Source organism: Arthrobacter globiformis (assembly GCF_003261175.1).
Classification (GTDB): domain Bacteria; phylum Actinomycetota; class Actinomycetes; order Actinomycetales; family Micrococcaceae; genus Arthrobacter; species Arthrobacter globiformis_A.
Map to the genome: position 1 here is coordinate 262,034 of NZ_QLNP01000098.1, position 22,267 is coordinate 284,300.

Annotated in this window: 16 protein-coding genes and 1 tRNA gene; 13 read left to right on the forward strand and 4 right to left on the reverse strand. The window is 64.6% G+C overall.

Annotated elements, in window-relative coordinates:
- Positions 1 to 1,707, reverse strand: coding sequence for a PspC domain-containing protein (locus tag DBZ45_RS17780; RefSeq protein ID WP_111905178.1), 1,707 nt, complete (start codon positions 1,705 to 1,707; stop codon positions 1 to 3).
- Between the two features lie 125 nt (positions 1,708 to 1,832).
- Here DBZ45_RS17780 and DBZ45_RS17785 point away from each other — a divergent pair, with 125 nt between their 5' ends.
- Positions 1,833 to 3,233 (forward strand): ATP-binding protein, encoded by a 1,401-nt coding sequence (locus DBZ45_RS17785; protein ID WP_111905179.1) that lies wholly within the window; start codon positions 1,833 to 1,835, stop codon positions 3,231 to 3,233.
- Positions 3,230 to 3,907, forward strand: a complete 678-nt coding sequence (locus tag DBZ45_RS17790) for a LuxR C-terminal-related transcriptional regulator (RefSeq protein WP_190243172.1) — start codon at positions 3,230 to 3,232, stop codon at positions 3,905 to 3,907. Before DBZ45_RS17785 ends, DBZ45_RS17790 begins: the two co-directional genes overlap by 4 nt.
- A 176-nt stretch (positions 3,908 to 4,083) precedes the next feature.
- On the opposite strand, the gene DBZ45_RS17795 is transcribed toward DBZ45_RS17790, so the two are convergent.
- Entirely contained in the window at positions 4,084 to 5,301 is a 1,218-nt protein-coding gene (locus DBZ45_RS17795; protein WP_190243173.1) for a pyridoxal phosphate-dependent aminotransferase, read from the reverse strand.
- Positions 5,302 to 5,574: 273 nt separating this feature from the next.
- On the opposite strand from DBZ45_RS17795, the gene DBZ45_RS17800 reads away from it, so the two are divergent.
- The 9 genes from DBZ45_RS17800 (at position 5,575) to rplL (ending at position 12,320) form a co-directional block, all read left to right on the forward strand.
- Positions 5,575 to 5,647, forward strand: a tRNA-Trp gene (locus DBZ45_RS17800).
- An 81-nt stretch (positions 5,648 to 5,728) separates the two neighbouring features.
- Entirely contained in the window at positions 5,729 to 6,013 is a 285-nt protein-coding gene (gene secE, locus DBZ45_RS17805; RefSeq protein WP_111905182.1) for a preprotein translocase subunit SecE, read from the forward strand.
- A 114-nt stretch (positions 6,014 to 6,127) separates the two neighbouring features.
- Positions 6,128 to 7,009, forward strand: a complete 882-nt coding sequence (gene nusG, locus DBZ45_RS17810) for a transcription termination/antitermination protein NusG (protein WP_111905183.1) — start codon at positions 6,128 to 6,130, stop codon at positions 7,007 to 7,009.
- Between the two features lie 133 nt (positions 7,010 to 7,142).
- Positions 7,143 to 7,574 carry a 50S ribosomal protein L11 gene (gene rplK, locus DBZ45_RS17815; RefSeq protein WP_003803853.1) on the forward strand — a complete coding sequence of 144 codons (432 nt, stop codon included), beginning with the start codon at positions 7,143 to 7,145 and terminating at the stop codon, positions 7,572 to 7,574.
- Positions 7,575 to 7,764: 190 nt separating this feature from the next.
- Positions 7,765 to 8,472, forward strand: a complete 708-nt coding sequence (gene rplA, locus DBZ45_RS17820) for a 50S ribosomal protein L1 (RefSeq protein WP_111905184.1) — start codon at positions 7,765 to 7,767, stop codon at positions 8,470 to 8,472.
- A 186-nt stretch (positions 8,473 to 8,658) separates the two neighbouring features.
- A complete protein-coding gene (locus DBZ45_RS17825) occupies positions 8,659 to 9,750 on the forward strand; it encodes a GNAT family N-acetyltransferase (RefSeq protein WP_111905185.1) in 1,092 nt (363 codons plus the stop codon).
- 80 nt (positions 9,751 to 9,830) lie between these two features.
- Complete coding sequence (locus DBZ45_RS17830) at positions 9,831 to 10,940, forward strand: GNAT family N-acetyltransferase (protein WP_111905321.1); 1,110 nt, start codon at positions 9,831 to 9,833, stop codon at positions 10,938 to 10,940.
- Positions 10,941 to 11,268: 328 nt separating this feature from the next.
- Entirely contained in the window at positions 11,269 to 11,865 is a 597-nt protein-coding gene (rplJ, locus tag DBZ45_RS17835) for a 50S ribosomal protein L10 (protein ID WP_111905186.1), read from the forward strand.
- A 77-nt stretch (positions 11,866 to 11,942) separates the two neighbouring features.
- Positions 11,943 to 12,320, forward strand: coding sequence for a 50S ribosomal protein L7/L12 (rplL, locus tag DBZ45_RS17840; protein WP_111905187.1), 378 nt, complete (start codon positions 11,943 to 11,945; stop codon positions 12,318 to 12,320).
- Positions 12,321 to 12,372: 52 nt separating this feature from the next.
- On the opposite strand, the gene DBZ45_RS17845 is transcribed toward rplL, so the two are convergent.
- Together DBZ45_RS17845 and DBZ45_RS17850 are read right to left on the reverse strand one after the other, a co-directional pair.
- On the reverse strand, positions 12,373 to 12,858 hold the full coding sequence (locus DBZ45_RS17845) for an aminoacyl-tRNA deacylase (RefSeq protein WP_111905188.1): 486 nt from the start codon (positions 12,856 to 12,858) through the stop codon (positions 12,373 to 12,375).
- Positions 12,858 to 14,057 carry an acetyl-CoA C-acetyltransferase gene (locus tag DBZ45_RS17850; RefSeq protein ID WP_111905189.1) on the reverse strand — a complete coding sequence of 400 codons (1,200 nt, stop codon included), beginning with the start codon at positions 14,055 to 14,057 and terminating at the stop codon, positions 12,858 to 12,860. Before DBZ45_RS17850 ends, DBZ45_RS17845 begins: the two co-directional genes overlap by 1 nt.
- A gap of 392 nt (positions 14,058 to 14,449) precedes the next feature.
- Between DBZ45_RS17850 and rpoB the strand changes: the two genes are divergently transcribed.
- Both rpoB and DBZ45_RS17860 read left to right on the forward strand, forming a co-directional pair.
- A complete protein-coding gene (gene rpoB, locus DBZ45_RS17855) occupies positions 14,450 to 17,956 on the forward strand; it encodes a DNA-directed RNA polymerase subunit beta (protein ID WP_111905190.1) in 3,507 nt (1,168 codons plus the stop codon).
- Positions 17,957 to 18,056: 100 nt separating this feature from the next.
- Positions 18,057 to 21,956, forward strand: a complete 3,900-nt coding sequence (locus DBZ45_RS17860; protein WP_111905191.1) for a DNA-directed RNA polymerase subunit beta' — start codon at positions 18,057 to 18,059, stop codon at positions 21,954 to 21,956.
- Positions 21,957 to 22,267: the final 311 nt, after the last annotated feature.

Consider the following 22,267-nt stretch of genomic DNA (forward strand, 5'->3'; position numbering starts at 1 on the left):
TCAGTTTCCTTCCTGGATGGTGATGTTGCTCACTGTGCCGTCGATCTGGAGGATCAGCCGGGCGCCGGGCTTGTCCGAGTTGTAGCTGCTTTGCCGGGAAGTGATGCCGCTTCGGCTGTCCACGCCCTCGTTCAGGTTCCCCAGGGTCATGTCGGCCCGGACATCCACCGGCACGGTACGCGGAATGACCACCGTCACGTTGCTTGCTGTGGCGTCGAGGGGAATTACGACGTCGGTGCCCAGGGGCGGGTTCAGGTTCAGGCCGGTCAGGTCCACAGTTCCGCGGCCTCCGGTGATCTGGAAGCCCTGGCGGGCCTGTTCGATGCTGACCGGGTTCCAGTCCGCATTCTGGAAGCGGAACCGGTCACCGTTGGGCACGGCGCTGAAGATGCCGCCGACGATGAGCGCCACCACGGCGAAGAACCCGAGAACGCCCGAGGTCCTGCCGCGCATCCCGGCCAGCAGGATGCCAAGGCCAAGGACCGCTGCACCGGCTGCCCAGACCACGGCGTTGGCCGAGTTGCCGAGATCAATGAGGTTGCCGGCGTCGAGCGCCTTGAGCGTGCCGCCCGCCAGCAGCGCCAGTCCGGCGGTGATGGCCACGGCGGGGGCTCCGGGGCCGCTCGGCCGCGGCTTGGGTGCCGGCGTCGGGACCGGGGCGGGCCGGCGCGGCGGAGTGCCGCCCCCGTAACGGGCTGTGGGGGCTGTGGAGCCGTACGGGGTTGCGGAGCCGTACGGGGTTGCGGGGCCGTATGACGGGATGGCGTCCGGAGTCGGCGGCACCGTGTAGGGCTGGGTAGGCGCAGGGCTTCCGGCAGTGAAGGTGGACGCCTGGAACTGCGATGTAGATGCGGAGGATCCGGCCGCGGCAGCGGCAGGTGAGTTGGCGGTGCCGGCATAGCCGTATGCCGGCCGGCGGCCGGTGGTCCCGTTCATCGTTGCACCAGTGCGGTTCTTGTTGCGCTGGGTCAGGAAGTAGATGAGGTAGATGACGCCGCCGATCCAGAACAGGGCCCAGAAGAAGCCGAAGCCGTCGTGGCCCCATCCCCAGAAGCCGCCGCCCATGCCGGTGAGGCCGATGATCGAGGTGATGAGTGCGCCGGTCATGCCCGTGCTCCAGCGGCCGGCGCCAGCCTCCTGGGTATGGATGCGGCCGTCGGGCTCCGGCAGCAGTGCCCAGCCGAGGCCGTACAGGAGGACGCCGATGCCTGCGAACAGCGTCAGCACGATGAAGATGCCGCGCACGATCAGGGGATCGATGCCCATCCTTTCCGCAATGCCGCTCGAGACGCCGCCGATCCAGCGGTCGCGTCCCCGGTTTATCCCGTGGCTGCGGATCCAGTCGAAGAAGTTCAGCGGCTGGGCGGCACGGCCGTAACCAGGAGCGCCGTGGGCGGGAGCACCGTAACCGGACCCGGTGTTGGTTCCGGAACTGGACCCGGCGCGCGTTCCGGAGGGAGGGGTGGCTCCAGCGGAAGTGTGCGGTGGTTCGTCCGCGGCGGGAGACGGGAACAGCGGCTCCGTGGGATTTTCCTGCGCGGGGTTTTCCGGCACGGCGTGGGTTTCCGGTTCGGGGTTTTCCGGCGCAATGTTTTCCGGCCCTGTTTGTTCCCGCGCTGCGGGGAGCTCCGGTTCCTGGCCGGTGCTGCCCTCGGACGGGGTGCCCGGCTGCTGGCCTTCATTGGGGTTGGGGTTCTGCGAGTTCATACTTCGATATTGCCGTTTGCGCTGGTCAGTCCTCTATTGGGGAACACCCTGAGCGGCCCCTGACTTACCCCGGGTTCACCCTCACAACGGGACTCTGGAACCCTGATCCGTGTTTGGATTGATGCATGACCACAGTCCCTGTCCGCCCACCTCTGGTCCGCAGCAGCGACCGCGTGATCGCCGGCGTCTGCTCCGGACTGGCGGTCCATCTTGGCTGGCCGGTGCGCATGGTCCGGACCGGGATGGTGGTGGCTGCCTTCGCAGGCGGTGCGGGCCTCGCATTCTACGGATGGCTGTGGATCATGGTTCCCACCGCGGACGAGAACGCCAAGCGCAATGCCCGCCGTCCGGCGTCGCCCATTGCCCCCGCCGTAAGCCTGCCGCCCGTGGGCTTGCAGCCCGGCCCGGCCCCCGCCCCTTCATTCGGCACAGTACCTTTTCCTCACGCCGCCCCTCCGCCTGCGGGAGAGTACGACGCCGGCACCGCCTTCCAGCCCCCGGCGCCGGCCGCCGCTCCCGGGTCCGGCACCTGGTTCCGGATCCGGAGCATGCGCTACGGCAAGGAGATCCTGCTGGGCGCCGGGCTCCTGCTCGTCGCGGCGATCCTGATCGCCAGGCTGCTGGGCGTGGAGGTGCCCCTCGGCACGCTGATCCCGGCGGCTGCGATACTCGGCGGCGCCGCCATCGCGTGGATGCAGCTGGATGAGACCCGCCGGGCCGGGCTGGTGGACAAGACCAAGGCGGACCAAGCCGGCGGCTGGGCGCGGCTGGCGGCGGGCCTGGCACTCGTGGTGGCGGGGGTGCTGGTCATGGTCTCCGGGTCGGGCTCATGGCAGCAGACCTGGCTCGCGCTGCTCGCGTCCGTGGCCGTGCTGGGCGGCGTGGCGCTGGTGCTCCTGCCCTGGGGCCTGAAGTTCTGGCGTGACCTGGAGACCGAACGGGCGGGCCGCGTGCGGGAGACCGAACGGGCCGAGATCGCCGCGCACCTGCACGACTCCGTGCTGCAGACGCTTGCCCTCATTCAGCGCCGCGCCGGCAACGAGCACGATGTCGTCCGCCTGGCCAGGGCTCAGGAGCGCGAGTTGCGGGGCTGGCTCTTCAAGGATCCGGCGCGCGACGCCGGCCAGCTCTCGGACCGGATCAAGGCGGCCGCCGCGGAGGTTGAGGACGGCCTCGGTAACGCCGTCGACGTCGTGACCGTGGGCGACACGGAGATGACCGAGCGCCACGAAGCGCTGGTCCAGGCCAGCCGCGAGGCCATGCTGAACGCCGCCCGTCACGGCGGCGGTCCCGTCTCTGTGTATCTCGAGGTGTCCGACGGCGGCGCGGAAGTCTTCGTCAAAGACCGCGGCCCGGGCTTTGAACTGCACAACGTCCCGCACGACAGGCTGGGCGTCCGCGAATCGATCATTGGCCGGATGAAACGGCACGGCGGCAACGCCGCAATCAACAGCAGTCCCGACGGCACGGAGGTGCGCCTCAGGCTGCCGGCGGACGTCGCGGACAACGGGGAAGGGAAGTCATGAGTACACCAGCAGGGGCAGGCGCGGCGGGACGAACCGTGCGGGTGGTGATCGTGGATGACCATGCGATTTTCCGGTCCGGCCTCAAGGCTGACCTGGACCCGGGCGTGGTGGTGGTCGGCGAGGCTGGCACCGTGGAACAGGCCGTCGAAGTTATTGCAGCAGCACGGCCCGACGTCGTGCTGCTGGACGTGCACCTGCCCGGCGGCCGAGGCGGGGGAGGACGGGAAGTCATCACCGGGTCCGCCGCGCTCCTGGGAGCCACGCGTTTCCTTGCCCTCAGCGTTTCCGACGCGGCCGAGGACGTGGTGGCCGTCATCCGCGCCGGGGCCCGCGGCTATGTTACAAAGACCATTTCCGGCGCGGAGATCACCGACGCCGTGTTCCGAGTTGCCGGCGGCGACGCGGTGTTCTCGCCGCGGCTGGCAGGCTTTGTCCTGGACGCATTCGGCACCGCCCCGGCCGACATTGCCGACGACGAGCTGGACAAGCTCTCCGCCCGGGAACTCGAGGTGATGCGGCTGATCGCCCGTGGCTACAGCTACAAGGAGGTGGCCAAGGAGCTCTTCATCTCGATCAAGACCGTGGAAACCCACGTCTCGGCCGTGTTGCGGAAGCTGCAGCTGTCCAGCCGCCACGAACTGACCAAGTGGGCCGCCGAGCGCCGCCTCCTCTAGCCCAGACGCTTCCTCACCTCCTGCCGCCTTTCCCCTAACGCTTCCTCACCTCCTGCTGCCGAAACGCCAACGCTCCCGCACCAAAATTTATTGGTGCGGGAGCGTTTAGGGATTCTCTGCAGGATCTGAGGCAGGGTCCGTGGATTTCCTGCAGGATGTGATCGAGCGTTTTGGGGTTACTGCGCCTTGCCGAGGAAGTCCTGCAGGCGGCCGACACCGGTGGCGAGGTCCTCGTCGCCCAGGGCGTAGGAGAGCCGAAGGAAGCCGGACGGGCCGAAAGCCTCGCCGGGAACCACGGCCACCTCCACCTCATCCAGGATCAGCGCGGCAAGCGCGGCCGAAGTCTCCGGGCGGGCGGTGCCGTTCGCCGTCGGGAATTCCTTACCCAACAGCGCGCGGACGTCCGCGTACACGTAAAAGGCGCCCTTCGGCGTCGGGCATTCAACGCCTTCGATGGCGTTCAGCCCAGCCACGATGGCCTTCCGGCGGCGGTCGAAGGCGACCTTCATCTCGTCCACCGCGGTGAGCGGGCCGGAGACGGCTGCAAGGGCAGCGATCTGCGGGATGTTGGACACGTTGGAGGTGGCGTGCGACTGCAGGTTGGTGGCGGCCTTGATGACGTCGGCAGGCCCGATCATCCAGCCCACGCGCCAGCCGGTCATCGCATAGGTCTTGGCAACACCGTTCAGGATCACAACCTTGTCGCCCAGTTCGGGGGCGGCGGTGGCGATGGAGGTGAAGGGGACGCCGTCGTACGTCAGGTGCTCGTAGATCTCGTCGGTGACCACCCACAGGCCCTTGGCGGCGGCCCACTTGCCAATTTCGGCGACCTGCTCGGGCGAGTAGACGGAGCCGGTGGGGTTCGACGGCGACACGAACAGGAGGATCTTGGTACGGTCCGTGACGGCGGCTTCGAGCTGCTCCACGGTCACCAGGTAGTCCTGCTCCGGGCCGGCAAAGACCTCCACCGGGACGCCGCCGGCGAGGCGGATGGCCTCGGGGTAGGTGGTCCAGAACGGCGTGGGCACGATCACTTCGTCGCCCGGATCCACGAGGGTGGCGAACGTGTTGTAGACGGCCTGCTTGCCGCCGTTGGTTACCAGCACCTGGGACGGGTCCGCTTTGTAGCCGGAGTCCCGGAACGTCTTCTCGGCGATTGCCTTCTTCAGCTCGGGCAGACCGCCGGCGGGGGAGTAGCGGTGGTACTTCGGCTGGCTGGCGGCGTCGATCGCGGCCTGGACGATGTAGTCCGGAGTGGGGAAGTCGGGCTCGCCCGCACCGAAGCCAATCACCGGCCGGCCCGCCGCCTTCAGCGCCTTGGCCTTGGCGTCGACGGCCAGGGTGGCGGATTCGGCAATGGCGGAAATGCGTTGGGAAACGCGGGCGGCAGACATGGCGGGTCCGTTCTTCGCTTGCAGCTGGAGAGCTGAATGGTGGGATTCGACGGAATCTACTCTATGCTGTTCACCGGATCGTTCGAGGTGGAACGCGGATTTGTGACTGCGATGCGGCGCGGATCCTGAAGCTGAAAAACGGTCCGAAATGAGGCTGGTTCGACGTAAGCGCAGTTGTTGCGTAGACTGGTTCTCCGGTGTTGAAAACACAGATGATGACTTGCGCCCCAGATGTCCTTGGGAAAGTGCGGCCTTTATCGGTTTTTGATCCATAGGGTAGTGGCGCAATTGGTAGCGCAGCGGTCTCCAAAACCGCAGGTTGCAGGTTCGAGTCCTGTCTGCCCTGCGCAGGCTGTTCCGGTGAAAAGCCGGAGCAAGCGCAGCAACCAAAGGTTCAGTTCAGAGCCGGGTAATCCGACTTGCGAGGATGAGTGAGGAACAGGTGACCGAAACAGCTGCCAGCAGCTCCAAGGGCCGCCCCGCAAAGAAGGCCGCCAAGGCCGGCTTCTTCGCTCGCATCGCACTCTTCGTTCGCCAGGTCATTGGCGAGCTGAAGAAGGTCGTCGCCCCCACCCGCAAGGAACTGATCAATTACACGCTCGTGGTGCTCGTATTCGTGGTCATCATGATGGTGATCGTCACGCTGCTGGACCTGGGGTTCGGCACCGCGGTGGGCTGGGTCTTCGGCGGTACAGGCGCCGGGGACCGCTAAGGCGATCGGTCCGCAGACCGCGTGGACTCCCGACCGGAATCGGCGGGAGTTGCGGGGTGTGCGGAATTGAGCCATTTAAATAGGCAATTAGGCAATGAGGAAGCAGGAGACCAAGTGTCTGAGCAGGAGCTCGAGGTAACTGAGACTGAGCTGGATGAAACCCAGAACCCCGCGGCTGAGTCCGCCGAGGGTTCCGAGGTTGAGTCTGCTGCGCCCGATTCCGAAGGCGATGCCGAGTACGACGGCGACGCTGACGAGGCCAATACTGACGCCGACGACGAGACCGCTGACGCTGAAGCTGACGCTGAAACCGACGTCGCTGGCGACGTGACCGGAGAGGACGCCGAGGAAGGCGCCGAAGGGACCGATGTCCTGGCCGCCGCTGCCGCCCAGGCCACGGATCCCGCCGCGGAGTTCAAGTCAAAGCTGCGCCGCCAGGAGGGTGACTGGTACGTCATCCACTCCTACGCCGGCTACGAGAACCGCGTCAAGGCCAACCTTGAGACCCGCATCCAGACCCTGGACATGGAAGATTACATCTTCGAAATCCAGGTTCCCATGGAAGAAGTCGTTGAGATCAAGAACGCTCAGCGCAAGGTCATCAACCGCGTCCGCATCCCCGGCTACGTGCTGGTCCGCATGGACCTGACGGACGCCTCCTGGGGCGCCGTCCGCCACACTCCGGGCGTCACTGGCTTCGTGGGCAACGCCCACAACCCGGTTCCGCTGCGGCTCGATGAGGTCTTCTCCATGCTGGCCCCGGTCTTCGAAGAAGAGCAGGCCGAGAAGGGCAAGCCCGCCAAGCAGGCTGCCGCGCAGGTCGACGTCGACTTCGAGGTCGGCGAATCGGTCATCGTCAAGGAAGGCCCGTTCGAGACCCTTCCCGCCACGATCTCCGAGATCAAGGTCGATTCCCAGACCCTCGTGGTGCTGGTGTCCATCTTCGAACGCGAGACCCCGGTCACGCTGGCCTTCAACCAGGTCACCAAGATCTAACTGATCACCACAGATTTCGCTCCGGAACGGCCCGCTTTAGCAGTTCCGGAACGGCCGGCCGCCTCGCCATGGCGGCCAACCACCTGAGGCACGCTCCTGTGTCCCAGGACGCATTTGAGAGAAGGACCCTACATTGGCTCCCAAGAAGAAGGTCACCGGCCTCATCAAGCTGCAGATCCAGGCAGGTGCCGCTAACCCGGCCCCGCCGATCGGTCCTGCGCTTGGCCAGCACGGTGTCAACATCATGGAATTCTGCAAGGCGTACAACGCTGCGACGGAAGCCCAGCGCGGCAACGTTATTCCTGTTGAAATCACGGTCTACGAAGACCGTTCGTTCACGTTCATCACCAAGACCCCGCCGGCTGCAGAGCTCATCAAGAAGGCTGCAGGCGTCGCCAAGGGTTCGGCTACCCCGCACACCGTCAAGGTTGCGAAGCTGACGCAGGCACAGGTCAACGAGATCGCCTCCACCAAGATGGAAGACCTCAACGCCACCAGCCTCGAAGGCGCAGCGAAGATCATCGCCGGCACCGCCCGCTCCATGGGTATCACCGTCGAGGGTTAGTCCCTTCCCGCTGATGCGGCGCCACTTCCGGGAAACCGGGAACGACGCCGGGCAGCACCGCCGGGAAACCGGCACCATTGCCGGACAACCGGCACAAACCGTAATGTCAGCAGTCCATCCCGGGAATGCTGACTGTGGCAGGGCCCAGCGCGGTCCGCAGACCACAACTGCACAAGGAGAAATAAGCAGCATGGCAAAGCGCAGCAAAGCATACGAGGCAGCCGCAGCCAAGATCGACGCGGAGAAGTTCTACGCGCCGTTCGAGGCAGTGACGCTCGCCAAGGACACCAACCCGTCCAAGTTCGACGCCACCGTTGAGGTTGCATTCCGCCTGGGTGTTGACCCCCGCAAGGCTGACCAGATGGTCCGCGGCACCGTCAACCTGCCGCACGGCACCGGTAAGACCGCCCGCGTCCTCGTGTTCGCCACGGGCGAGAAGGCCGAAGCAGCAATCGCTGCCGGCGCCGACTTCGTTGGTTCCGACGACCTGATCGAAAAGATCGCCGGCGGCTGGACCGACTTCGACGCAGCCGTTGCCACCCCTGACCTCATGGGCAAGGTTGGCCGCCTCGGTAAGGTCCTGGGTCCGCGTAACCTGATGCCGAACCCGAAGACCGGCACCGTCACCCCCGATGTCACGAAGGCTGTCAACGACATCAAGGGCGGCAAGATCGACTTCCGCGTCGACAAGCACTCCAACCTGCACTTCATCATCGGCAAGGTTTCGTTTGACTCCGTCAAGCTGGCCGAGAACTACGCCGCTGCCCTCGAAGAGGTGCTCCGCCTGAAGCCGTCCGCTTCCAAGGGCCGCTACATCCAGAAGGCAACGGTTGCCACCACGTTCGGTCCCGGCATCTCCGTTGACCCCAACGTCACCAAGGTTCTCATCGAGGCATAAGTCTCGCGAACCTCGTCCGGTTTTCCGGCCCAAGCAGCAGGACCGTCCGGCGTTTGCCGGGCGGTCCTTTTGCATTCCGGCGGCGTTTTGGTTCCCTGGAGCTCGACGGCGGGACTCCGGTAAGCGCGCCGGCCCGCTCCGGAGGGGGCTCTGTCGGACCCAAGGTGTTGCGGCTAGGCTGATCCGGTGACGACGCCCTCCTACCGGATCGAGCCGCTTTTCCTGCCTGCGTCACTTGACGCGCCCGACGCCACGGACTTCCTCGAGTTCAGCGACCTCAGCGATGCCGTGGTGCTGGAGCTCTGGGGCAACCTGGACCGGGCAGCGCCGCCGAAGGCCAGACTGGAATCGTGGCGTGACGACGACTACTCGAAGCTGCGGCTCTTCTTCGTTCGGCTGGACGGCCGCATGGTGGCAAGGTCCTGGGTCAGGCTTACGCAAAAGGAAAACCTTCAGGATGCGTTCCTGAGGGTAGACGTCCTTAACGGGTTCAGCGGCCGGGGTATCGGACTGGCCCTCCTCCGGCACGCCGAGGCACTGGCAACGGAGGACGGACGCAGCACCCTGCAGAGTTTCACTGAACACGCCCCCGGTTTCGACCTGGACGGCCCGGGGATCCTGAGGCCTGGAACCGGGACGGGCGGGGTCCCGGCCACGGCGCGCGGCGTCCGTTTCGCCGTGGCGGCCGGTTACACCCTCGAGCAGGTGACGCGTTTCAGCGCACTGGACATGCCGCCGTCGGACGGTGTCCTGGACGCACTGGAACGCGAGGCCGCCGGCATTGCCGGGGACCAGTATGAAATCCTCGGCTGGACCGACCGCTGCCCGGATGAGCACGTAGAACAGATGGCCGCGCTCATGTCCAGGATGAGCACGGACTCGCCGGCAGGTGCGCTGCATTACGACGCCGAGGTTTGGGACGCCCCGCGCGTCCGGCACGTCGAGGACGAGTGGAAGCGGGCGGGCCTGGAGTCGCTGGTGGCGGTGGCCCGGCATAAGGCGAGCGGCGAACTGGCTGCCTACTCGGTGCTGCAGCACTCGGACGACAAGCCGTGGCTGGCCGAGCAGGACGACACGCTCGTGGCCAAGGCGCACCGCGGACACCGGCTGGGGATGCTGGTCAAGGTGCGCAACCTGCGGCGCCTGCAGCGGGAGCATCCCGAAGTGGAACGGGTCCTGACATTCAATGCTGCAGAGAATGACCACATGCTGGCCATCAATGTGGCGCTGGGCTTCCGTCCGGCTGGGTACGACGGCGAGTGGCAGCGCCGGCGCTAACCGGCATATGCTGGCGACGGATACACCGCGTGGACTCAAGCCCGCAGCCTTCACGGCAAGCGGCGGAACGGCTGGGGATGATGGCAATAGAGGTGCGGATCGAGCGGTTGTGGATTCCGGACTCAGTGGATGCTGCCGACGCGGCGGATTTCCTCGCCGCTGTCGAGGTGGGGCGCAAGGTCCGGATGGATACCTGGGGGAGTGACGACCTCGCCTACACGCCGCTGGAAAAGCTCCTCGAGCTGGAAGACCCGTACGAGCGCCAGGTCATCCTCGTGGCGAAGATCGGCGACGACATCGTGGGTACCGTGGATATCGCCCTGCCCCTCGCCGACAACCTGGACCTTGCCGAATTCACCCTGGACATCCTCCCCGAGTACCAGCGCCAGGGCGTGGGCAGGCAGTTGCTGGAAGCCGCCGAGCACTTTGCCCGGAACGAGGGCCGCACCATGATTCTCGTGGACACCAACCATCCCGGTGCGTCCTTGCACGAATTCGCGCCCGAGCAGCTGGTGCCCGGATCGGGCCAGGGCTATGTGCCCTTGGGGAGCCGCGAGGTGGAGTTCGCCCAGCGTACCGGCTACACGCTGCAGCACATCGAACAGTTCAGCTCATGCGTGCTGCCCCTGGACAGCAAGCTTGTGGCCGAGCTTGAGGCGGAGGCGCAGGAAGCCAACAACGGCCGCTACCGCCTGCACCACTGGACCGACCGCTGCCCGGAGCGCTGGCTGGAATCGGTGGCAGCCCTCGAAAACCAGGCCGGCGGCGACGCCGGACCGGTAGAGGGGACCGACGACATAGTCTTCGATGCCCGGATCCTGAGGGAAGCCGAGGAAGTCACCATCTCCCAGGGGCGGCGCACGGTGGTGACCGCCGTCGAACACATTGCCACCGGGGCGCTCGTGGGGCTGACCACCATCAGCGTCCTGGCGCAGCGGCAGGACGTCGTCTTCCAGGACGACACGGTGGTGCTGCAGGCGCACCGCGGCAACAAGCTCGGCCTGCTCATCAAGGTGGCCAATATGGAACGCCTCACCGAGCAGTTTCCCGCTGCGCGGGTGATCTACACCTGGAACGCGCCGGAAAACCGGTACCTCCTCACGGTCAACCTGCAGCTTGGGTTCACGACGGCGGGAGTCACCGGGATCTGGCAGAAGGAACTGCCGGACCTTGGGCCGAGGAGGAGTTAGGTCCTGGTGGCGGAGGGACTGCCGATTTGGTAATGCCCGATTTGGTAATGCACAGGGCCGTCCCCTAAGCTTGAACTACCAAAGACCGTCGGTTGTTGGATTCCCACTCTTTCGAGCTCAGCTCAACTCTGCAGTTGTGTGCGGAAGAGCCAGTGGGTTTCCGGACGAAGGACCCTGAACATAGGGCGGCCGGCGCAGGTGAACGAAGCAAAGTTCCGCTGTTTGAACAGCGTTGAGCCAAGCCCCGTGCATCTGCGCGGGGCGTTTTTAGTTTTAGCTCACCTGAGCGGGGACCCGGAATACCGGCACTATCCCCGGAAGGAGGGTTATGGCAACGCCTACCAAGGTTTCAGCAGTAGCTGAGATCACTAACGATTTCAAGGAATCGAACGCCGCTGTCCTGACCGAATACCGTGGGCTCACCGTTGCACAGCTCAAGCAGCTGCGTGTTTCTCTCGGCCAGGACACCAAGTTCGCGGTCGTCAAGAACACCCTGACCGCCATTGCAGCCAAGGAAGCTGGTGTCGAAGCATTCGACGGCCAGCTCGCCGGCCCCACTGCAATCGCGTTCATCAAGGGTGACGCAGTTGCAGCTGCCAAGAGCCTGACGGATTTTGCCAAGGCTAACAAGCAGCTGGTCATCAAGACCGGTTACTTCGAAGGCAAGGCACTGAACGCCAGCGAAGTTGCTGCCCTGGCAGCACTCGAGTCCCGCGAGCTGCAGCTCGCCAAGGTTGCAGGCATCCTCAAGGCACCTGCTGCCGCTGCTGCACGCATCATCGACGCACTGCGCCTCAAGCTTGAAGAAGAGAACGGTGCTCCGGCTGAAGCCGAAGCTCCCGCCGCTGAAGAAGCTCCTGCCGCAGAGGCTGACGCAGAAGCCGCAGCTGAGGCTCCGGCCGAAGCCGCTGCCGAAGAGAACTAATTCTCTCTCCCAAAAAGACTCCGGTGGATCGGAACGGCATCAAGCCCCGGCCACCTTTATAGGAAGGACGCCACACCATGGCGAAGCTCAGCAACGAAGAGCTCATTGAAGCTTTCAAGGAACTGACCATCATCGAGCTCTCCGAGTTCGTCAAGCTCTTCGAAGAGACCTTCGAAGTTACCGCTGCTGCTGTAGCTGTTGCCGGCCCCGCCGGTGGCGCTGCCGCTGAGGAAGCCGAAGAGAAGACCGAATTCGACGTCGTTCTCGAAGCTGCTGGCGACAAGAAGATCGCAGTGATCAAGGAAGTTCGCGCCATCACCTCCCTGGGCCTCAAGGAAGCCAAGGACCTGGTTGACAGCGCTCCCAAGGCTGTTCTCGAAGGCGCCACCAAGGAAGCTGCCGAGAAGGCAAAGGCTCAGCTCGAAGAAGCTGGCGCCACCGTTACCGTCAAGTAACACTGCTTTCTCAGGAATCCCCGTCCACTCCGGTGGGCGGGGATTCCTGCGTTTAACGGTTGGGTTCGCTGATGTCCGCGAGCACGGCGCCGAGGGCGGAGACCAGGGCATCGGCATCGACGAAGGCGCTGTAGCCGTGCTGGCCCGCGCCCATGGAAATCCGCTTGCCCGCGATGGTCCGGTCCGCGTAGACAGGCCATGCCGTGGTGCTGCCCAGGGGCGTGATGGTGCCACGCTCATAGCCGGTCGCCGCCAGGGCCACATCCGCCGCCGGCAGCGAGAGCTTGTTGACGCCCACCAGGCTGCGCAGCTTAGGCCAGGAGATCTGGCGGTCGCCCGGGATCAGGGCGAAGAGGAAGCTGCCGTCCTTGTGCTTGACCACGAGGGACTTCACAATGTCCGCCGGGCTGATGCCAAGGATCGCGGCCGCCTCCTCGAGGCTGTGGGCGGCCAGCCGTTCGACGAGCTGGACGTTCAGGCCGCGCGCGGCGGCGTCGGATAGGAAACGCTCCCTGCCCGACGCCGGAACAGCGTTCATCAGTCGCGGAACAGCAGGAGGGCCTCGCCTTGCCCGCCGCCTCCGCAGAGCGATACTGCCGCCTTGCCCTGGCCGCGGCGCTTCAGCTCATGCGCAGCGTGGAGTGCCAGCCGGGCACCGGAGGCGCCGATCGGGTGTCCCAGCGCGATGGCGCCGCCGTGGATGTTGCACTGCTCCAGCGGGTAGTCCAGATCCTTGAGGGACTGCACGGCCACTGAACCGAATGCTTCGTTGATCTCGATGAAGTCCAGGTCGGAAGTGCTCCAGCCGGCGCGGTCCAAAGCTTGCCCGATGGCGTTGGAAGGCTGCGAGTGCAGGGAATTGTCCGGCCCCGCCACCTGCCCGGGCTTGCCCACCACGGCCAGGTACTCCAGGCCGTTCTCCTCCGCGAACCTGCGCGAGGTCAGGACCAGGGCGGAGGCGCCGTCGGACAGGGGAGAGGAGTTGCCGGCCGTGATGGTGCCGTCCGTGACGAAGGCGGCCCGCAGCCCGGCCAGGGATTCGACGGTGGTGTCCGGCCGGACGCCCTCATCCGTAGAGACCACCACGGGATCACCCTTCCGCTGCTTGACGCTGATCGGTGAGATCTCGTCGTCGAACACGCCGTTCTTCGAAGCGATCGCGGCGCGCTGGTGCGAGTGGGCGGCCACGTTGTCCTGCGCGGTCCGGTCAATGCCCAACGTAAGGTTCTTGGATTCGGTGGAAAGGCCCATCGACTGGCCGTCGAACGCATCGGTCAGGCCGTCGTGAGCCGCAACGTCCAGCGCCTGGACGGTGCCGTAATTCCAGCCCTGGCGGGAGCCCGGTAGGACGTGCGGAGCCCGCGTCATTGATTCCTGGCCGCCGGCGACGACGATGGTGGCGTCGCCGGCACGGATCAGCCGCGCCGCGTCGATCACAGCGGTAAGTCCGGAGAGGCAGACCTTGTTGATGGTCACCGTGGGGACGTTCCAGCCGATGCCCGCGCCGATGGCGCTCTGGCGTGCCGGGTTCTGGCCCGCCCCGGCTTGCAGGACCTGGCCCATGATGACGGCGTCCACCCGATCGGCTTCCAATCCGCTTGCCGCGATGGCCGCCTTGATGGCGTGCGCCCCGAGCTCGACGGCGGTGAAGCTTGCCAGTTGCCCGTTCAGCCGGCCCTGCGGGGTGCGCGCGCCGGACAGGATGACAACATCGCTGTTGTCCGCGGAATTGCTCATGGTTGTTCTCTTCCGATCTTTGGTCAATGGTTGGCCTAAGGGTATCGTGAGCCCGGTCACCTATCCATTCAAACGCTGGGGAAGCTGGGCGCATTCCGGTTAGGTGCCCGTGGCAACGGTGCTTGCATTCTGTTGGCAAGTGGGGTAGACACGCGTGGAATTTTGCCGTATCGTAGATATTTGCGTCTTCCCTGTTTACCTTCAGCCTTCATATAGCGGTGGGCTTAGCCTGTTAGCTGCTCCATCAATGTGCCGTGAACAACGTCACCAGCATGGGCAGAACCAGGTCCCGGGTCATATAGCGGAACCGGATGGTAGCACTGCGGAGTCACTTCGCAGGGTGAAAGCGGGGGAGATCTGAAAACGCCTGAAGGTCTGTGGAAGGATCCCTCTTGGTCGCCTCGAGCACCTCTAATAACGAAACCGCTAACACGGCAAGCACCGATGGTGCGACTCGCCGGCTCTCATTCGCAAAGATTCACGAACCTCTTGACGTTCCGAATCTGCTTGCCCTGCAGACGGACAGCTTCGACTGGCTGGTCGGAAATGAACGCTGGCAGGCCCGCGTTGCGAAGGCCGTCGAAGAAGGCGACCTGAGCGTCGCCACCACCTCTGGTCTTTCCGACATCTTCGAAGAGATCTCCCCGATCGAGGACTTCCAGGGCACCATGTCCCTGAGCTTCTCCGATCCGGAGTTCGCTGATCCGAAGTACACCATGGCTGAATGCAAGGACCGGGACGCTACGTACTCGGCACCGCTGTACGTCAAGGCCGAATTCATGAACAACAACACGGGCGAAATCAAGCAGCAGACCGTGTTCATGGGTGACTTCCCGCTGATGACCGAGAAGGGCACCTTCGTCGTCAACGGCACCGAGCGTGTCGTCGTTTCCCAGCTGGTCCGTTCCCCGGGCGCCTACTTTGAGCGCGCCGCTGACAAGACCAGCGACAAGGACATCTTTACCGCAAAGATCATCCCGTCCCGCGGCGCCTGGTTCGAGCTCGAGATCGACAAGCGCGACCAGGTCGGCGTGCGCCTCGACCGCAAGCGCAAGCAGTCGGTCACGGTGCTGCTGAAGGCCCTCGGCTGGACCGAAGGCCAGATCCTCGAGGAGTTCGGCCAGTACGACTCCATGCGTGCAACGCTGGAGAAGGACGCCACCGAAACCCGCGAAGACGCCCTGCTGGATATCTACCGCAAGCTGCGTCCGGGCGAGCCGCCCACAGTCGAGGCTGCCCAGTCCCTGCTGGACAACCTGTACTTCAACTCCAAGCGCTACGATCTGGCCAAGGTTGGCCGCTACAAGATCAACCGCAAGCTTGGCATCGACCGCTCCCTTGGTGACAAGGAAGCTTCGGTCCTGCACGTTGAAGACATCGTCGCCATGATCAAGTTCCTCGTCGCGCTGCACGCCGGCGAGAAGACCCTCATGGGCAAGCGCGATGGCGAAGACCACGAGCTGCGCGTCGAGATCGACGACATCGACCACTTCGGCAACCGCCGCATCCGCGCCGTCGGCGAGCTCATTGAGAACCAGGTCCGCACCGGCCTGTCCCGCATGGAGCGCGTCGTCCGCGAACGCATGACCACGCAGGACGTCGAGGCAATCACGCCGCAGACCCTGATCAACATCCGTCCCGTGGTGGCAGCCATCAAGGAGTTCTTCGGAACCTCCCAGCTGTCCCAGTTCATGGACCAGAACAACCCGCTCTCGGGTCTGACCCACAAGCGCCGTCTGTCGGCGCTGGGCCCTGGCGGTCTGTCCCGTGACCGTGCAGGCATGGAAGTCCGAGACGTCCACCCGTCCCACTACGGACGTATGTGCCCCATCGAAACCCCTGAAGGCCCGAACATTGGTCTGATCGGTTCGCTGGCGTCCTACGGCCGCATCAACCCGTTCGGTTTCATCGAGACGCCGTACCGCCTGGTCAAGGACGGCGTCGTTTCTGACGACGTCCAGTACCTGACGGCCGACGACGAGGCAGAGGTCCTGATCGCACAGGCCAACGCTCCGCTCGACGAGAACAAGAGCTTCGCTGAAGAGACCGTCCTGGTCCGTGCCCGCGGTGGTGGAGGCGAGCCCGTGCTCGTTCCCGCCGCTGACGTGCAGTTCATGGACGTCTCCCCGCGCCAGATGGTGTCCGTGGCAACCGCACTGATCCCGTTCCTCGAGCACGACGACGCCAACCGTGCACTCATGGGTGCCAACATGCAGCGCCAGGCTGTGCCGCTGGTCCGTTCCGAGGCCCCGTTCGTGGGTACCGGCATGGAACGTGCAGCAGCCGTCGATGCCGGTGACGTCACCATCGCCAAGAAGGCCGGTGTGGTTACCGAGGTCTCCGCCGAGCTCGTCATCATGCTCAACGACGACGGCACGGAAACCAACTACCGCATCAACAAGTTCGCTCGCTCCAACCAGGGCAACTGCTACAACAACCGTGTCCTGGTGAACGAAGGCCAGCGCCTGGAAGTTGGCGGCATCATCGCCGACGGCCCGGCAACGGACCAGGGCGAGCTCGCCCTCGGTAAGAACCTGCTCGTGGCGTTCATGTCATGGGAAGGCCACAACTTCGAGGACGCCATCATCCTCTCGCAGCGCATCGTTGCCGAGGACGTCCTTTCCTCCATCCACATCGAGGAGCACGAGATCGATGCCCGCGACACCAAGCTTGGTGCCGAGGAAATCACCCGTGACATCCCCAACGTGTCCGAGGAAGTCCTGGCAGGCCTGGACGAGCGCGGCATCATCCACATCGGTGCCGAGGTTGAAGCCGGCGACATCCTGGTCGGAAAGGTCACCCCGAAGGGTGAAACCGAGCTGACCCCGGAAGAGCGCCTGCTCCGCGCCATCTTCGGCGAGAAGTCCCGCGAAGTGCGCGACACGTCCCTGAAGGTTCCGCACGGCGAGTCCGGCACCGTCATCGGCGTCCGCGTCTTCGACCGCGACAACGACGACGAACTGCCCCCGGGCGTCAACCAGCTGGTCCGCGTCTACGTGGCTGCCAAGCGCAAGATCACCGACGGCGACAAGCTCGCCGGCCGTCACGGCAACAAGGGTGTTATTTCCAAGATCCTGCCGATCGAGGACATGCCCTTCCTTGCCGACGGTACCCCCGTTGATATCGTCCTGAACCCGCTGGGTGTTCCGGGCCGTATGAACGTCGGCCAGGTGCTGGAAACGCACCTCGGCTGGGTGGCCAAGACGGGCTGGAAGATCGAAGGCGAACCGGAGTGGGCCAAGCAGCTGCCGAACCTGCCGCGCGAGAGTGGCCAGACCACTGTTGCAACGCCGGTCTTCGACGGCGCCCGCGAAGAAGAAATCACGGGCCTGCTCGACTCCACCAACGTGACCCGCGACGGTGACCGCCTGATTGACTCCTCGGGCAAGACGCGCCTGTTCGACGGCCGCTCCGGCGAGCCGTTCCCGGATCCGATCTCGGTCGGCTACATGTACATCCTGAAGCTCCACCACCTGGTGGACGACAAGATCCACGCCCGCTCCACCGGCCCGTACTCGATGATCACGCAGCAGCCGCTGGGTGGTAAGGCACAGTTCGGTGGCCAGCGCTTCGGTGAAATGGAAGTGTGGGCGCTCGAAGCTTACGGCGCCGCCTACACGCTCCAGGAACTGCTCACGATCAAGTCCGATGACATTCACGGCCGCGTGAAGGTCTACGAGGCGATCGTCAAGGGCGAGAACATCCCTGAGCCGGGTGTTCCCGAATCCTTCAAGGTGTTGATCAAGGAAATGCAGTCGCTGTGCCTGAACGTGGAAGTACTTTCCACCGACGGAACCACAATTGAAATGCGTGACTCTGATGACGCAGTCTTCACGGCTGCGGAAGAACTGGGCATCGATCTGTCTCGTGCAGAGCCCAGCTCCGTAGAAGAGGTCTAAGGAGTCCGACGACGGCGGGCGGGCCGTCCGCCGTCGTCCTCCTCCCTCTCCCCGCAAGCAAGACTTCAGAATTTAGAGAACAAGAGAGAACAGGGACCATATGTCCAGCGAATCCTCCTTCGGCCTCATGCAGATCGGCCTCGCCACCGCGGAAGACATCCGCGGCTGGTCGTACGGCGAGGTTAAGAAGCCGGAAACCATCAACTACCGCACGCTCAAGCCCGAGAAGGACGGCCTCTTCTGCGAGAAGATCTTCGGCCCGTCCCGCGACTGGGAATGCTACTGCGGCAAGTACAAGCGCGTGCGCTTCAAGGGCATCATCTGTGAGCGGTGTGGCGTTGAGGTCACCCGTGCCAAGGTGCGCCGTGAGCGCATGGGCCACATCGAACTGGCCGCTCCCGTAACCCACATCTGGTACTTCAAGGGTGTTCCGTCCCGCCTGGGCTACCTCCTTGACCTGGCTCCGAAGGACCTCGAAAAGGTCATCTACTTCGCTGCCTACATGATCACCAGCGTCGACGAAGAAAACCGCCACGCGGAACTGCCCAACCTGCAGGTTGAGCATGACGTCGAGAAGAAGCAGCTGATCGACAACCGCGACTCGGACATCGCCGCGATCGCCCGCGACCTTGAGAACGAGCTTGCCCGTCTCGAGGGTGAGGGTGCCAAGGCTGCCGACAAGAAGAAGGCACGCGACTCGGCCGACCGCCAGATGGCGAACGTCCGCAAGCGCGCCGACGCAGAGATCGAGCGCCTCGAGCAGGTCTGGGACCGCTTCAAGAACCTGAAGGTCGCTGACCTCGAAGGTGACGAGGGCCTGTACCGCGAACTGCGTGACCGCTACGGCATGTACTTCGAGGGCTCCATGGGTGCCGAGGCCATCAAGAAGCGTCTTGAGAACTTCGACATGCAGGCCGAGTCCGACAACCTGCGCGACATCATCGCCAACGGCAAGGGCCAGCGCAAGACCCGCGCCCTGAAGCGCCTGAAGGTGGTCAACGCGTTCCTGACCACCAACAACAGCCCGCTCGGCATGGTGCTGGACGCCGTCCCGGTGATCCCGCCGGAACTGCGCCCGATGGTCCAGCTGGACGGTGGCCGCTTCGCGACCTCCGACCTCAACGACCTCTACCGCCGCGTGATCAACCGCAACAACCGACTCAAGCGACTGCTTGACCTGGGTGCTCCGGAGATCATCGTCAACAACGAGAAGCGCATGCTTCAGGAAGCTGTTGACAGCCTCTTCGACAACGGCCGCCGCGGCCGTCCGGTCACCGGACCGGGCAACCGTCCGCTGAAGTCCCTGAGCGACATGCTCAAGGGCAAGCAGGGCCGTTTCCGCCAGAACCTGCTCGGCAAGCGCGTCGACTACTCCGGCCGTTCGGTCATCGTCGTCGGCCCGCAGCTGAAGCTGCACCAGTGTGGCCTGCCCAAGCAGATGGCACTGGAGCTCTTCAAGCCGTTCGTGATGAAGCGCCTGGTTGACCTCAACCACGCCCAGAACATCAAGTCGGCCAAGCGCATGGTCGAGCGTTACCGTCCGCAGGTCTGGGACGTGCTGGAAGAGATCATCACCGAACACCCGGTGCTGCTCAACCGTGCACCTACCCTGCACCGCCTCGGTATCCAGGCATTCGAGCCGCAGCTTGTTGAAGGCAAGGCCATCCAGCTTCACCCGCTGGTTTGTGGCGCGTTCAACGCTGACTTCGACGGCGACCAGATGGCAGTCCACCTGCCGCTGAGCCCCGAAGCCCAGGCTGAGGCACGCATCCTGATGCTGTCTTCCAACAACATCCTGAAGCCGTCCGACGGCCGTCCGGTGACCCTGCCTTCGCAGGATATGATCATCGGCCTCTACCACCTGACCACCAAGCGTGTGGGTTCAGCCGGTGAAGGCCGTATCTTCGGCTCGGTCTCCGAGGCCATCATGGCGTTCGACGCCCACGAGCTGCACCTGAACTCCCAGGTCAAGATCCGTCTTGAGGGCTTTGTTCCTTACGCCGGCTGGGAAGCTCCGGAAGGCTGGGAGCCGGGTCAGCCCGCACTGGTGGACACCTCCCTGGGCCAGGTTCTCTTCAACGAGACCCTGCCCGAGGACTACCCGTGGGTTGAGGCTGTAGCCGACAAGGGCGAACTCTCGCGGATCGTCAACGACCTCGCGGAGCGCTACCCGAAGGTCGTCACTGCCGCAACGCTGGACAACCTCAAGGACGCCGGTTTCTACTGGGCCACCCGCTCGGGCGTCACCGTCGCCATCTCCGACATCGAGGTGCCGGAGGAGAAGCCGGCCATCCTCGCCGGTTACGAGGAGCGCGCCGCCAAGATCCAGGGACAGTACGACAAGGGCCTGATCGACGACGACGAGCGTCGCCAGGAACTGATCGAGATCTGGAACAAGGCGACCAACGAGATCGCCCAGGTCATGCGCGACAGCCTCTCGCCGATGAACACCATCAACCGCATGGTGTCCTCCGGTGCACGTGGTAACTGGATGCAGGTCCGTCAGATCGCGGGTATCCGTGGCCTGGTGGCCAACCCGAAGGGTGAAATCATCCCGCGTCCGATCAAGTCCTCCTACCGTGAGGGCCTGTCGGTGCTGGAGTACTTCATCGCGACGCACGGTGCACGTAAGGGTCTTGCCGACACCGCGCTGCGTACCGCCAACTCGGGTTACCTGACCCGTCGTCTGGTGGACGTTTCGCAGGACGTCATTGTCCGTGAAGAGGACTGCGGCACCGAGCGCGGCCTTGTCACCCCGATCGCCGTGGCTGACGCCAACGGTGAGCTGACACTGGACGAGAACGTCGAGAACAGCGCCTACGCCCGTACGCTTGCCGTGGACGTCGTTGACTCCAAGGGCAACGTCCTGGCTGCCGGCGGTACCGACTGCGGCGACGTCGTGATCGCTGAGCTGTTCGCAGCCGGCATCACCGAGGTCAAGGTCCGCTCTGTACTCACCTGTGAGTCCAGCGTCGGCACCTGCGCCCTGTGCTACGGCCGTTCGCTGGCCACCGGCAAGACCGTGGACATCGGAGAGGCTGTCGGCATCATCGCCGCTCAGTCGATCGGTGAGCCCGGTACCCAGCTGACCATGCGTACGTTCCACACCGGTGGTGCTGTTTCCGCCAGCGGTGGCGACGACATCACCCAGGGTCTGCCCCGTATCCAGGAGCTCTTCGAAGCCCGTACCCCGAAGGGTGTGGCGCCGATTGCGGAAGCAGCCGGCCGCATCACCATCGAGGAATCCGAGCGCCAGATGCGTCTGGTGATCACTCCGGACGACGGTTCCGAAGAGATCGCCTACCCGGTCCTGCGCCGGTCGCGCCTTCTGATCGAAGACGGCCAGCACGTCACGGTGGGCCAGAAGCTCATCAACGGTCCGGTCGACCCGAAGCAGGTCCTGCGCATCATGGGCCCGCGTGCCGCACAGAAGTTCCTCGTGGACGAAGTGCAGGGCGTGTACCGCAGCCAGGGCATTGGCATCCACGACAAGCACGTGGAAGTCATCGTCCGCCAGATGCTGCGCCGCGTCACGGTCATCGAATCCGGCGACTCCGACCTGCTCCCGGGTGAGCTAGCCGAGCGCAGCCGGTTCGAGGACGCCAACCGCCGCGTTGTATCCGAGGGCAAGACTCCGGCTTCCGGACGTCCCGAGCTCATGGGTATCACCAAGGCGTCGCTGGCCACCGAGTCCTGGCTGTCCGCAGCTTCCTTCCAGGAGACCACCCGCGTCCTGACGCAGGCGGCCATGGAAGGCAAGAGCGACCCGCTGCTCGGCCTCAAGGAGAACGTCATCATCGGTAAGCTGATCCCGGCCGGCACGGGCCTCCCGCGCTACACCGAGATCACGGTGGAACCGACTGAAGAAGCAAAGGCCAACCTGTTCACCGGCCCGAGCGCATTCAGCGATTTCTCCTACGACACGCTGGGCGGCGACGGGGCTCCTGAGTTCCACGCCATCCCGCTGGATGACTACGACCTCGGAAACGACTTCCGCTAAGAGTTAGTCGCTCCACAAAGGAAGGACCCCGCACTCACTGAGTGCGGGGTCCTTCCCCGTTTGCGCCTTACACCCGATTAAGCCTCCAGATCAAGCCATGCTAGACTTTGTGTAATTGTTCTGTGTGGCAGTGGATGAAGGCCGCCGCAGCATCATTTCGGTTTTGTTCTCATGATGTTGGGTGGAGCCTGTTTCCGGGTTGCGGGCTACGTGCGCAACGAATGCCGCACTTTTGCACGCCCACGGACCGTTTAGGATCCGAAGCCGCAGGGACAACGCCAAAGCTCTCACGCAACACAGGCTGTCGCCTG

Bases quoted from the DNA above. Each gene is read 5' to 3' on its own strand.
- DBZ45_RS17850 (WP_111905189.1), bottom strand. From the start codon at position 14,057: ATGAGCAATTCCGCGGACAACAGCGATGTTGTCATCCTGTCCGGCGCG.
- DBZ45_RS17845 (WP_111905188.1), bottom strand. From the start codon at position 12,858: ATGAACGCTGTTCCGGCGTCGGGCAGGGAGCGTTTCCTATCCGACGCC.
- DBZ45_RS17780 (WP_111905178.1), bottom strand. From the start codon at position 1,707: ATGAACTCGCAGAACCCCAACCCCAATGAAGGCCAGCAGCCGGGCACC.
- DBZ45_RS17830 (WP_111905321.1), top strand. From the start codon at position 9,831: ATGGCAATAGAGGTGCGGATCGAGCGGTTGTGGATTCCGGACTCAGTG.
- DBZ45_RS17790 (WP_190243172.1), top strand. From the start codon at position 3,230: ATGAGTACACCAGCAGGGGCAGGCGCGGCGGGACGAACCGTGCGGGTG.
- DBZ45_RS17785 (WP_111905179.1), top strand. From the start codon at position 1,833: ATGACCACAGTCCCTGTCCGCCCACCTCTGGTCCGCAGCAGCGACCGC.
- rplA (WP_111905184.1), top strand. From the start codon at position 7,765: ATGGCAAAGCGCAGCAAAGCATACGAGGCAGCCGCAGCCAAGATCGAC.
- DBZ45_RS17860 (WP_111905191.1), top strand. From the start codon at position 18,057: ATGTCCAGCGAATCCTCCTTCGGCCTCATGCAGATCGGCCTCGCCACC.
- secE (WP_111905182.1), top strand. From the start codon at position 5,729: ATGAGTGAGGAACAGGTGACCGAAACAGCTGCCAGCAGCTCCAAGGGC.
- rplL (WP_111905187.1), top strand. From the start codon at position 11,943: ATGGCGAAGCTCAGCAACGAAGAGCTCATTGAAGCTTTCAAGGAACTG.
- rplJ (WP_111905186.1), top strand. From the start codon at position 11,269: ATGGCAACGCCTACCAAGGTTTCAGCAGTAGCTGAGATCACTAACGAT.
- DBZ45_RS17795 (WP_190243173.1), bottom strand. From the start codon at position 5,301: ATGTCTGCCGCCCGCGTTTCCCAACGCATTTCCGCCATTGCCGAATCC.